Genomic DNA, 12,100 nt, shown 5'->3' with positions numbered 1-12,100 from the left:
GGCGTGAGAAACACCGTCCTGCGAAGCACCGGCCTGAGAAGCACCGGCATGGGAACCACCCGAAGGGCCTTTCTCGGTACGTCGCTGGGGCTCGCGGCGGCCGTCACCACGGCGCTGCCCGCGTCGGCCGAGGACCGGCGGCGCATCCCGCGCGGCGGCATCGGCATGCACCTGTACACGATGCGTGACGTCCTCGCGAAGGACTTCGCGGGCACCGTGGAGCAGCTCGCGGAGATCGGGTACGCGACGGTTGGTGTGAGCGGGCGGCACGGGCACGGGGCCGCGGACATCCGGCGGATGCTCGACACAGCCGGGCTGCGCGCGGTCCTCGAACACGTGGCGTACACGATGCTGTCGGGCGCCGGCCTGCCGCAGGCGCTGGAGGATCTGCACACGCTGGGCGCGAAGTGGCCGGTCGTGCCGAGCCTGCCGGGTTCGATGCACAGCGTGGCCGGATACCGGGAGGCGGCACGGCAGTTCAACCGGATCGGCGCCGCGTCGCGCGAGGCGGGCCTCGGGCCCGTCCTGTTCCACAACCACGACGGCGACCATGACGTGCTGGGCGGGGAGAACCTGTACGACATCCTCGTCCGCGAGACCGATCCGCATCTGGTCGCCTTCGAGCTGGACGTGTACTGGGCGACGAAGGGCGGCGCCCATCCCGCGACCTACTTCGTGGAGCATCCGCATCGCTTCCCGGCCCTGCACGTGAAGGACATGGCGCCCGACGGGAGCTTCGCCGACGTGGGGTCGGGGACGCTCGACTTCGCCGCGATGTTCGAGGACGCGGACACCGGCGGTGTCCGGCAGTGGCTGGTGGAGCACGACACCCCGAAGGACCCGTTCGCGACGGCCCGCAACAGTTACGCCTACCTGGCGGCACTGCGGTACTGACCCGCACGTGGGCAAGTAGGCACGTAGGCACGTGGATGGGACCCCGTACCCCGAGGATCGTCTCGGGGTACGGGGTCCCTGTCATGGGCACGGGGTCCCTGTTCGTGCGGGCCCTGCTGTGCGCGCGGCGGGCGGTCAGTCGTGGGCCGAGACCGCTCCCAGGAGCTCGCGGATGCGGCCCGTGGCCGTACGGAACTCGGGGGTCGCGAGGGTCTGCGCGTAGTCCCGTTCGGCGGGCAGGCCGACGTCGATGATCTCCGTGACGGTGCCGGGGCGCGGGCTCATCACGACGACGCGGTCCGCGAGGTAGACGGCCTCCGCGATGGAGTGGGTCACCAGGAGGACGGTGGTGCGGGTCTGCCGCCAGATGCGGTTCATCTCGACGTTGAGCTGCTCGCGCGTGAGCGCGTCGAGCGCCCCGAACGGCTCGTCCATGAGGAGCACGGGCGGCTCGTGCAGCAGCGCCCGGCACAGGGCGACGCGTTGCTGCATGCCGCCCGACAGCTCGTGCGGATACGCGTCCTCGAAGCCCGTCAGGCCGGTCATCCGGATCAACTCGTCGGCACGCGCGCGTGCCTGGGTGGCGGGCATGCCGCGCATCTCCGCCTGGAGGAGGATGTTGCGCCGCGCGGAGCGCCACTCCAGGAGGGCCGCGCGCTGGAACACGTATCCGATGTCGTGGCGTGGGCCGCGCACGCGCTCGCCGTAGAGGCTGACCTCGCCGGACGAGGGGGTGAGGAGGCCCGCGACGAGCTTGAGGAGGGTGGACTTGCCGCAGCCGGACGGTCCGACGATGGCGACGAACTCGCCGGCCGCGACGTCGAGCGAGACGTCGGTGAGGGCGGTGACGTCCTTCTTCTTGGTGCGGAAGCGGACGTCGACGTCCGCCGCGCGTACCGCGGTCCCGGTGTGGCCGGTGTGGTTGGTGTCGCCGGTCGCGCCGTCGGCCTTCTTCAGTGTCGCGTCCTTCTTCAGGGTCGCGTCCGTCTTCAGTGTCGCGTCCTTGGGCATGGTGCGGCTCTCCTTGTGGCCGGGCCGGTCGGGACGGGTGCTCAGCCCTTGATCCCGTCGGCCGAATCCCAGTACTCCGCCACCGGCTTGGGGCTCTTGACGAGGCCGGCCTGGGCGAAGACGTCGATGGTCTGCTGCCAGTCGGCGTCGGTGTTGGCGCCGGGGGCCTTGCCCTGGGTCGCGTCCGTGTGCAGAAGGGTCAGGGTGGTCTTGAACTGCTCGGACAGCACGTTCTCCGGCGGGAGTTGCTCGGAGGCGCCCTTCATGGAGGCGACGGCGGGCGCGGGGCTGTTCTCGGCGGCGGACCAGGACTCGCTGACGGCCTGGACCATGCGCTTGGCCAGATCGCCCCTGCCCTGAAGGGTCTTGGAGCCCGCGATGAGGCCGTTCGAGTAGAAGTTGAGGCCGTGGTCGGAGAAGCGGAGGTACGAGACGTCCTTCTTGGCCTTGTCCTGCATGGTGGGGCCCTGGTCGCTGGCGTACCCGAGCAGGGCGTCGGTCTTTCCGGACATGACGGCGGCGATCTTGCCGGCGGGGTCGGTGTTCTGGACCTTGACGTCCGACTCGGCGAGGCCGTTCTTCTTCAGGAAGATGGGGAACGTCTTGGAGAGCGCGTCGCCCGCCGTGCCCGCGATGGTCCTGCCCTTGAGGTCGGCCGGCGACTTGATGTTCTGGCCGGCGAACGACTGCACGGACGCGGGCGTCGTCTGGAGGAAGACGCCCAGGCTCTTCACGTTGACGCCCTGGTCGACGCCCGCGAGCACCGCCGGGGTGTCGGCCCAGCCGAAGTCGGTCTGGCCCGCGCCCGTGGCCTGCACGGTCTTCTGCGAGCCCTGTCCGGCGCGGATCTCCAGGTCGATGCCGTGCTTCTCGAAGATCTTCTGCTTCTTGCCGTAGTAGAACGGCGCGTGCTCGCCGTACGGGTACCAGTTGAGCGTCAGCGTGACCTTGTCGAGCTTCTTGCCCGAGTCACTGGTCGTCGTCGAGCCGGAGCCGTCGCCGCAGGCCGTCGCCGTCAGGGCGACGAGCGTCAGGGGGACGAGTCCGGTCAGGAGTCTGCGCGCGTGCATGGGCGGCCCTTCTCGCGGCGGTGGTGGGTGGTGCCGGGGTACTGCGGTACGCGGTACTGGAGGTGCCGGAGGTCAGTACGCCGTGGTCGCCGCCACGTCGCGGCGGCTCGCGTGCCACGGCAGGAACACCTTCTCGGCGATCTCGACGAGGACGAACAGGACGACACCGATCAACGACATGACGAGCAGGCCCGCGAAGAGCATCGGGGTGTCGAGGTTGCCGTTGGCCTGAAGGATGACATAGCCCAACCCCTCGTTGGCGCCCACGAATTCACCGACGACAGCGCCGGTGACGGCGAGCGTGACGGCGACCTTGAGACCGGAGAACAGGTGCGGCAGGGAGGCCGGGAAGCGGATCTTCCGGAAGGTCTGCCAGGGGCTCGCGCCCATCGTCGCGGAGAGCTGGAGCATCTCGGGGTCGACGGCCTTGAGTCCGGTCACCATCGAGATGACGACCGGGAAGAACGCGATGAGTACGGCGATGAGGATCTTCGGCGCGATGCCGAAGCCGAGCCAGACCACGAACAGCGGCGCGATCGCGATCTTCGGGACGACCTGGGCGAAGAGGAGGATGGGGTAGAGGGTCTTCTCGACGGTCGACGAGTACACCATGACCACGGCGGAGAAGATGCCGACGGCGACGGCGATGACGAAGCCGAGCAGCGTCTCGTACGTGGTCACCCAGGTGTGCTGCCAGAGGTAGTCCGGCTTGTCGAGGATGACGTCGAGGGTGCGGCCCGGCGAGGGCACCAGATAGGGCTGGACCAGTTCCGTCGCGGCGATCAGCCACCAGGCGGCGAAACAGACGACGAGCAGCGCGACCGGGCGCCAGCTCCGCTCGGCCACGTCCGCGGCACGCCGGTGCAGACGGGGTGCCTGCCGGTCGGCAACTCCCGCTGTTTCAACGGGGGTTGTGCGCAGTGCGCTCTGACTCACGGTGAACTCCTCGTGCATCCGGAGCAGTTGCGGGAGTTGAAAGGGAACTGGGCGGGGATGAGGTTGAGACCGGGCGATAACTAGGCTGGAAAATAGGCGAATCAGGCCGGGAAATCGCTTTCAGAAAGCGCTTTCTGATACCATGTCCGCCACGCTAATGACTCGCGCGGCACAGGGTCAATAGGCCGTTCCGAAGTTTCCTGCGACCGGTGTCATCACCGGAATCCGAGGGGGCAGAGTGAGCGAACCGCACCGGCACCCGCAAGTACCCCACGTGACACTCGACGCCGTCGCCCGCACCGCGGGGGTCTCCCCCGCCACCGCCTCCCGCGCCCTGAACGGCACGACCCGCGTCCGCGACGAGCTGCTGCGCCGGGTACGGGCCGCGGCCGACGAGCTCGGCTACATCCCCAACGCCCATGCGCAGGCCCTCGCGAGCGCCTCGAACAACACGGTGGGCGTCATCTGCCACGACGTCGCCGACCCGTACTTCGCGGCCATCGCGAGCGGCATCATGGCGAGCGCGGCCGAGCGGGGCGTGCTCGTGATGCTGGCCAGCACCTTCCGCGCGCCCGAGCGCGAGATCGCGTACCTCTCGATGCTGCGGGCGCAGAGGGCGCGCGCCGTTCTGCTCATCGGGTCGGGGTTCCAGGATCCCGCGTGGGAGCGCGCGCTGGACGCCGAACTCACGCCCTATCTGCGGGGCGGCGGCCGGGTCGCCGTCGTGAGCCGGCACCGCAGCCTGCGCGTCGACACCGTCCTTCCGGAGAACCGGGCGGGGGCGGCGGCGCTCGCTCGGGCCCTGCTCGCCCTCGGCCACCGGCAGTTCGGCGTGCTCTCCGGGCCGGGCCGCCTGACGACCGTCGCGGACCGGCTCGCCGGGTTCCGGCAGGGGCTCGCCGAGGCCGGGGTGCGCCTCGCCGACGGGCGGGTCGTCGAGGGCGCCTTCACGCGGGACGGCGGTTACGAGGCGGCGAGCGAACTGCTGCGCCGCGGGCCCCGGCCGACGTGCGTCTTCGCGGTCACCGACGTGATGGCCGTCGGGGCGCTCGCCGCCTTCCGCGACCACGGTCTGCGCGTCCCCGAGGACATCTCGCTCGCGGGCTTCGACGACATCCCGCTCGTCCGCGAACTCACTCCGCCCCTGACGACGGTGGCGCTCCCGCTGACGGGCATGGGCCGGGCCGCTCTCGATCTGGCGTTACGGGAACCCCGGGGGCCGCGCTCGCGGGTGGAGCGGATCGTGGGCGAGGTGCGGGTGCGGGCGAGCACGGCGGCGGTGGGGTGAACCACGCCGGCGGGCGTACTACCCCGCCGCCACGTCGCCGAGCGCGTCGAGGACCGGCCTGATCAGCGGATGCTGTTCCGCTCCGCAGCGGACGGCCGCGAAGACCCGGCGGGTGGGGGCCACGCCGTCGACCGGGCGGACGACGGCGTCCGAGAGGTCCATGCCGCGCAGGGCCGAGCGCGGGACGAGGGCGACGCCCGCGCCCGCCGAGGCGAGGGCGACGACCGCGCGGAAGTCGTCCGAGGAGTGTTCGAGCTGCGGCTGGAACCCGGCGTGCTCGCAGGCCAGGACGACCACGTCGTGGCACGGGTTGCCCGGGAACGGGCCGATCCAGGTGTCCTTGGCCAGCTCCGCGAGCGGCACCCGGTCCGCCGCCGCGAGCCGGTGCGTGGCGGGCAGCACCGCGTCGAACGGCTCCGCGTACAGCGGTACGCGCGTGAGGCGGGCGTCGTCCGCGCCGGGCGCACCGCGGTACTCGACGGCGACCGCGACGTCGACCTGCCGGTCGAGGACCATCGGCAGGCTCGCGTCGCCCTCGGCGTCCTGGACCCGGATCCTGATGCCGGGCGCGCTCTGCGCGAGGCGCGCCAGGGCCGGGCCGACGACCAGGCCGATGCCGGTGGCGAACGCGGCGACGGTGACCGTGCCGGCCGCCCCCGAGCTGTACGCGGCCAGCTCGGCCTCCGCCCGCTCCAGCTGGGCGAGGACCGCGTTCGTGTGCGTGAGCAGGATCTCGCCGGCCGGAGTGAGCCGTACGCCCTTGGAGCCCCGCTCGACGAGCCGGTGGCCGGTCTCCTGCTCCAGGGCCGTCAGCTGCTGGGAGACCGCCGACGGGGTCAGATACAGCGCGGCGGCAGCCGCCGTCACGGTGCGGTGGTCGGCCACCGCACGGAGGATGTGCAGCCGCCGCGCTTCGATCATGCGACCGATTCTCCCAAATGTGTCGCCGTTGTCCGGAACCGGGTCAGCTTGTCGCGTCCGCGGACTCGGTGTCGAGCTCGGCGCGCGCCGCGACGAACGCGTCCACGGCCCGGTTCACGTCGTCCGTGGAGTGCGCCGCGGACAGCTGGACACGGATGCGGGCCTGGCCCTGCGGGACGACCGGGTACGAGAAGCCGATCACGTACACGCCGCGCTCCAGAAGCAGCTCCGCCATGCGGCCGGCGACGGACGCGTCGCCGATCATGACCGGGGCGATGGCGTGGTCGCCGGGGAGGATGTCGAAGCCTTCCTCGGTCATGCGGGTGCGGAAGAGCGCCGTGTTGGCGTTGAGCCGCTCGCGCAGCTCGCCCGCCGACTCCAGGAGGTCGAGGACCTTGAGCGACGCGGCGGCGATCACCGGGGCGAGGCTGTTGGAGAAGAGGTACGGGCGCGAGCGCTGGCGCAGCAGGGCGACGATCTCGGCGCGGGCCGCGACGTAACCGCCGGAGGCGCCGCCGAGGGCCTTGCCGAGGGTGCCGGTGATGATGTCGACGCGGTCCATCACGCCGTGCAGTTCGGGGGTGCCGCGGCCGCCGGGGCCGACGAAGCCGACGGCGTGCGAGTCGTCGACCATGACCATGGTGTCGTAGCGCTCGGCCAGGTCGCAGATCTCGTCGAGCGGGGCGACGTAGCCGTCCATCGAGAAGACGCCGTCGGTGACGATCAGCTTGCGGCGGGCGTCACCGGCCGCCTTGAGCTGGGTCTCCAGGTCGGCCATGTCGCGGTTGGCGTAGCGGAAGCGCTTGGCCTTGGACAGGCGGATGCCGTCGATGATCGAGGCGTGGTTGAGCGCGTCGGAGATGACGGCGTCCTGCTCGCCGAGGAGGGTCTCGAAGACGCCGCCGTTGGCGTCGAAGCAGGAGGAGTAGAGGATCGTGTCCTCCTGGCCGAGGAACGCGGACAGGCGCGCCTCCAGCTCCTTGTGGACCTCCTGGGTGCCGCAGATGAAGCGGACGGAGGCCATCCCGTAGCCCCAGCGGTCGAGCGCCGCGTGACCGGCCGCGACGACCTCGGGGTGGTCGGCGAGGCCGAGGTAGTTGTTCGCGCAGAAGTTGAGCACCTCGCCGGGACGGCCGCCCGCGGTGACGGCGACTGTCGCGGACTGCGGGGTCCCGATGACCCGCTCGGGCTTGTGCAGGCCCGCGGCGGAGATCTCGTCGAGGGTGGCCTGGAGGTCTTCGCGTACGTTGTCGAACATGCCGAAAGTCCTTAGAGGGGTGAGGAGTTCAGAGAGGGCAGGGAGGACCGGTCACGCGCTCCAGTCGAGGATTACCTTGCCGCCGCGGCCGCTCGCCGCGTCGTCGAAGGCGGCCTCGAAGTCGCGATGGTTGTAGCGGCCCGTGATCACCGGAGCGAGGTCGAGGCCCGCCTCCAGGAGGACCGACATCGCGTACCAGGTCTCGAACATCTCGCGACCGTAGATGCCCTTGATCGTGATCATCGAGGTGACGATCCGGGACCAGTCGACGGCGAACTCCTCGGCGGGCAGGCCGAGCATGGCGATCTTGCCGCCGTGGGTCATGTTGGCCAGCATGTCGCGCATGGCGCGGGGGTTGCCCGACATCTCCAGGCCGACGTCGAAGCCCTCGCGCAGGCCGAGCGAGCGCTGGCCCTCGGCGATGGTCGACTCGGCGACGTTCAGGGCGAGGCTGACGCCGATCTTGCGGGCCAGGTCGAGACGCTCCTCGCTGACGTCGGTGACGACGACGTTGCGGGCGCCGGCGTGCCGGGCGACGGCGGCGGCCATCAGGCCGATGGGTCCGGCGCCGGTGATCAGGACGTCCTCGCCGACCAGCGGGAACGACAGGGCCGTGTGCACGGCGTTGCCGAACGGGTCGAAGATCGCGGCGATGTCGAGGTCGACGGGCACGCGGTGCACCCACACGTTGCCGGCGGGCAGGGCCACGTACTCGGCGAACGCGCCGTCGCGGCCGACGCCGAGGCCGACCGTGGAGCGGCACAGGTGGCGACGGCCCGCGAGGCAGTTGCGGCACTTGCCGCAGACGAGGTGGCCCTCGCCGCTGACGCGGTCGCCGGCGGTGATGTCCACGACGTCACGGCCGGTCTCGACGACCTCGCCGACGAACTCGTGGCCGACGACGAGGGGGGCCTGGATGGTGGACTGCGCCCAGCCGTCCCAGTTACGGATGTGCAGGTCGGTGCCGCAGATCCCGGTGCGCAGCACCTTGATCAGCACGTCACCGGGGCCGATGGACGGCTCGGGCACGTCCGTCAGCCAGAGTCCCGGTTCGGCCTTCTCCTTGACCAGCGCCTTCAACGGCTCGGCTCCTGTCGTCGCGTGTGCGGGCAGCGCGCAGCGGCCCGCACACGGGGAAGAGTGAGTGGAGGTGGCGGTCAGCCGGCCGCCACCCCGGACTCTTCCGTACCGCGGCGCCCCGGGTCCATCGAGGATTTCTTAAGCGCCGCCGCAGGTTTCCTTCAGGCCTCGCCGCGGAGTGTCTGACCGCTGGATGTCTGGCCGCGCTCGAACCAGTCGACCAGCTCGGGGTCGAGCGGCGGGATGTCGCGCGGGGTGCCGCCGTCCCGCAGCGACTCGGTCGCCCGTACGCCCACCGCGACCGCCATACGGGCGGCGACCGGCGAGGTGTCGGTGGTGCCGCCCTCGCGCACGAAGCGGAGGAACTCGTCGATCAGCAGCGGGTCGGCGCCGCCGTGCCCGGCGTTGTCCTCGGCGTCCGGGACCGGGTACGTGGCGTCGGGTTCGGCGCGGTAGGTGGAGCGGCGGGTGTTCCAGACCTTGACGGCTCCCCCGGGTCCGTCGCCGAAGTTCTCCAGGCGGCCGGCGTCGCCGATGACGGTGTAGTTGCGCCAGTAGTCGGGGGTGAAGTGGCACTGCTGGTAGGCGGCCAGAACCCCGTTGTCGAGACGCATGTTCATCATCGAGACGTCCTCGACGTCGATGACGGGGTTGAGGCCGCGCTGGGTGTGTGGCGGCCAGTGGCCTTCCTTGGTGTACCAGTCGTCGGGCTTGGGCTCGCCCGGTGCGCGGCGGTGCGGGTTGTCGCCGTAGACCATGAGGTCGCCGAGAGCCTGGACGTGGCGGGTGCAGCCGCCGGCGAGCCAGTGCAGCACGTCGATGTCGTGGGCGGCCTTCTGGAGCAGGAGTCCGGTGGTGTACCGGCGTTCGGCGTGCCAGTCCTTGAAGTACCAGTCGCCTCCGTAGCCGACGAAGTGCCGTACCCAGACGGTCTTGACCTCGCCGATGTCGCCGCGGGCGATGATGTCGCGCATCAGGCGGACGACGGGCATGTGGCGCATGTTGTGGCCCACGTAGAGCCGGGTTCCGGTCTCGTACGAGGTGCGCAGGAGGGCGTCGCAGCGCTCGACGGTGATGTCGAGGGGTTTCTCGACGAAGACGGGCTTGCCCGCCTCCAGGGCCTCGCGGGCGATGTCGGCGTGGGTGTGGTCGGGGTGAGGACGAGAACGGCTTCGACGTCCGGGTCGTCGATCACCTTGCGGTGGTCGGTGGAGATCAGGGCGCCGGGGAAGGCCAGGGCCGCCTCCGTCCGCGCCGCGGAGTCGTGGTCCGCGAGGGCGACGACACGTGCGCCCGCTCCTGGCCGGTGGGCGGTGCGCGCGAGCGATCCGCGCAGGCCGTGGCCGAGGACGCCGAGACGGAGGTCGGTCATGGAAGTTCCCTTGCTTGTACGGGAGTTGAAGAGACTGCGGGGTTACGGGATCACGGGTGGACCAGGACGTGCGCGAGTGCCACGCGTCCCGTTCCGGTGAGCTTGATCCGTACGTAGCGGGCCTCTGTGTCGGTGTCCAGGACGGTGGGCCGCATGGCCTTGCCCGGGACGTGGACGGTGGTGGCGTCGGCGAAGTCCGCGGTGCGGGACAGCTGGAGGTCGAAGCCGGCGGTGGTCATGGAGCTGTTGTTCCAGATCTCGACCTGTCCGACGTGCTGCGCGGAGCCGAGGTCTACCTGCCACCAGGCGCCGGGCTCGGAGAGGGTACGGGTGTCGGTGTTGGTGTCGCCGTCGATGGCGAGGGCTGCCGTGGCGGTGCCGTCCGTGGAGGACTGGGAGACGGTGCCGGTGCGGGCCAGGTCGGGGCGCAGCTGTTCGACGGTGCCGTGCTCGCCGGCGCCCGCGGCGGCGGCCACCTTGAGCGCCTCGTCGGGGAGCCGGTCGAGCCCGGTCCGGTTGTCGGTCATCGCGGAGCCCCGGCCGGCGAGAGCCGGTGCCGCGGTGTCGGTCCAGTTGCCGGTGGCGAGGTTGTCGATGCCGTAACCGGCCCAGTTGGACACCCACTTGTAGCCCATGCGGGTGAGGACGTTGCCCGTCACGCGGATGTGGCTGGACTGCTCGTCGAGGTAGATGCCGTTGCCGTCGCGCTCGGTGTTGCCGAAGGCGCTGCGGTTGATGTAGTTGCCGGAGATGACGGTGCCGGGCTGGGAGCCCTGGGTGTAGATGGCGCCGCCGTCGTGCATGTCGTTCTCGACGCGCATGACGTTGTTCATGCGGTTGCCGGTGATCTTGTTGTCGCGCAGGACGGACTTCTGCGACTCGGGCTGGTTCCAGCCCCAGCCGACGGAGATCCCCGAGTAGGGCAGCTCCTCCAGGGTGTTGTGGTCGACGGTGAGCTCGGCCTCGTAACCGGCCCAGATGCCGACGGAGTCGGTGAACTCCACCCCGGTGTGACGGATGGTGTTGTACGCCACCGTGTTGCGCTCGCCCGCGAGTTCGGCGGCCGGCATGGGCTCGGTGTCGCCGATGCAGGCGGCTCCGGAGGACAGGTCGGTGAAGCGGGAGTGGGTGACGCCCGAGTCCTTGGTGCCCGCCTCGAAGATGACGCCGGCGCCGCCGAGGTGCGTGAAGTCGGCCTGGTCCACGGTCACATGGTGGCCACCACGTACGGTGAGGGCGGCGGCGGGCTTGGTGTAGTAGCGGCCCGCGTGGTCGACGGGGCCCGTCGCGCCGGTGAGGGTGAGTCCCGCCTGCATACCGGCGTAACCTTCGTCGGTGGACGGCTGGCGCCAGGCGGCGTACTGGAAGCCGATGCCCTCGATGTTCACGTCGTGGGCGCCGTCGAGGACGAGGAGCCGCTCGGTGACCGGCGTGTAGGCCTTGACGTGCTTCATGTCCTCGCCCTGGCGCGGCAGGTACGTGAGGGTGCGGGCGTCCGAGTTCCAGACGAACTCGCCCGGCTTGTCGAGGAGTTCGGGTGCGTTCTCGAAGTAGGCGACCTTCGAGTAGCGCGACGAGTCGACGGTGGTGGAGTCCCAGGCGGGGCCCGTACGGTTCGTGCCGGACGCGGAGTTGGTCCAGCAGGGCTGGGCGAACGTCATGATGTCGCCGGTGACGGATTCGATGCGGCAGTGGTAGTTGCGCCAGCGGACGCTGATGACGGCCTCTGCGTCGGTGGGGCGGGCCCAGTTCGCGATGCCGGTGGCCTTGGCGCCAGTCATGCCGGTCTTGGTGGCGTCGCACATGGAGGCGGCGCAGGACTCGCCTCGGGCACGCACGGCCCGTGCGCCGTCGACGAAGAGCTGGCGCGGGGTGATCCCGTCGGGGACGTGTGTGGTGTAGGTGCCGTCCGCGCCGGCTTCCCAGCCCTTCAGCCGGCGGCCACCGGACAGGACGGGGTGGGCGTCGGGCGCCGCGGTCCAGGTGACGGTGTGCCCGTCGCGCCCGGAGTCGGCGGCACCGAGTTCCAGGGATCTGCTCAACGCGTAGGTGCCGTCGGCGAGTTCGATGCGGACGTCACGCCCGTCGACGGTCCGGGCGAGGTCCCGGGCGCCTTCGAGGGAGCAGGGGTTGCCGGGTGCGCAGGCGGTGCCCGATCCGTCCGGGGACGCGTACAGGACACGGGCTCCCGCGTCGGCCTGCGCGACGGGGGCGGTGGACAGGAGGGCGGCGGTCGCGGCGAGGGCGACGGCGATGCGGGTTCTGTTCAC

The 12,100-nt window shown here is 70.8% G+C and carries 9 protein-coding genes and 1 pseudogene; 2 read left to right on the top strand and 8 right to left on the bottom strand.

The features are described 5' to 3' along the window. Nucleotides 1-48: 48 nt before the first annotated feature. The gene (locus EOT10_RS03740) at nt 49-894 is read left to right on the top strand and encodes a sugar phosphate isomerase/epimerase family protein (RefSeq protein WP_127826557.1); all 846 of its coding nucleotides are present in this window, start codon (nt 49-51) and stop codon (nt 892-894) included. 135 nt (nt 895-1,029) lie between these two features. On the opposite strand, the gene EOT10_RS03735 is transcribed toward EOT10_RS03740, so the two are convergent. The 3 genes from EOT10_RS03735 to EOT10_RS03725 all read right to left on the bottom strand — a co-directional run bounded on the left by EOT10_RS03735 (nt 1,030) and on the right by EOT10_RS03725 (nt 3,929). Further along, the gene (locus EOT10_RS03735) at nt 1,030-1,905 is read right to left on the bottom strand and encodes an ABC transporter ATP-binding protein (RefSeq protein ID WP_127826556.1); all 876 of its coding nucleotides are present in this window, start codon (nt 1,903-1,905) and stop codon (nt 1,030-1,032) included. Nucleotides 1,906-1,946: 41 nt separating this feature from the next. Further along, a complete protein-coding gene (locus tag EOT10_RS03730) occupies nt 1,947-2,975 on the bottom strand; it encodes an ABC transporter substrate-binding protein (RefSeq protein WP_127826555.1) in 1,029 nt (342 codons plus the stop codon). 72 nt (nt 2,976-3,047) lie between these two features. Continuing rightward, nucleotides 3,048-3,929, bottom strand: a complete 882-nt coding sequence (locus tag EOT10_RS03725) for an ABC transporter permease (RefSeq protein WP_431313251.1) — start codon at nt 3,927-3,929, stop codon at nt 3,048-3,050. A gap of 256 nt (nt 3,930-4,185) precedes the next feature. On the opposite strand from EOT10_RS03725, the gene EOT10_RS03720 reads away from it, so the two are divergent. Beyond that, nucleotides 4,186-5,199, top strand: a complete 1,014-nt coding sequence (locus EOT10_RS03720; protein ID WP_127826754.1) for a LacI family DNA-binding transcriptional regulator — start codon at nt 4,186-4,188, stop codon at nt 5,197-5,199. Nucleotides 5,200-5,217: 18 nt separating this feature from the next. Here EOT10_RS03720 and EOT10_RS03715 read toward each other — a convergent pair whose 3' ends face one another. The 5 genes and pseudogenes from EOT10_RS03715 to EOT10_RS03695 all read right to left on the bottom strand — a co-directional run bounded on the left by EOT10_RS03715 (nt 5,218) and on the right by EOT10_RS03695 (nt 12,100). Next, a complete protein-coding gene (locus EOT10_RS03715; RefSeq protein ID WP_127826553.1) occupies nt 5,218-6,120 on the bottom strand; it encodes a LysR family transcriptional regulator in 903 nt (300 codons plus the stop codon). A gap of 43 nt (nt 6,121-6,163) precedes the next feature. Beyond that, nucleotides 6,164-7,378: a glycine C-acetyltransferase gene (locus EOT10_RS03710; RefSeq protein ID WP_127826552.1), complete on the bottom strand. Its 1,215-nt coding sequence runs from the start codon at nt 7,376-7,378 to the stop codon at nt 6,164-6,166. 51 nt (nt 7,379-7,429) lie between these two features. After that, nucleotides 7,430-8,458: an L-threonine 3-dehydrogenase gene (tdh, locus tag EOT10_RS03705; RefSeq protein ID WP_127826551.1), complete on the bottom strand. Its 1,029-nt coding sequence runs from the start codon at nt 8,456-8,458 to the stop codon at nt 7,430-7,432. 161 nt (nt 8,459-8,619) lie between these two features. Then, nucleotides 8,620-9,830 (bottom strand): annotated as a pseudogene (locus tag EOT10_RS03700) (Gfo/Idh/MocA family protein). A 50-nt stretch (nt 9,831-9,880) separates the two neighbouring features. Next, nucleotides 9,881-12,100: a galactose-binding domain-containing protein gene (locus EOT10_RS03695; protein ID WP_223280733.1), complete on the bottom strand. Its 2,220-nt coding sequence runs from the start codon at nt 12,098-12,100 to the stop codon at nt 9,881-9,883.

Origin of the sequence: Streptomyces antnestii, assembly GCF_004005495.1 — a bacterium.
GTDB classification, from domain to species: domain Bacteria; phylum Actinomycetota; class Actinomycetes; order Streptomycetales; family Streptomycetaceae; genus Streptomyces; species Streptomyces antnestii.
Note: the sequence above shows the minus strand (reverse complement) of the source record. Positions and strands in the feature narration are given on the sequence as shown.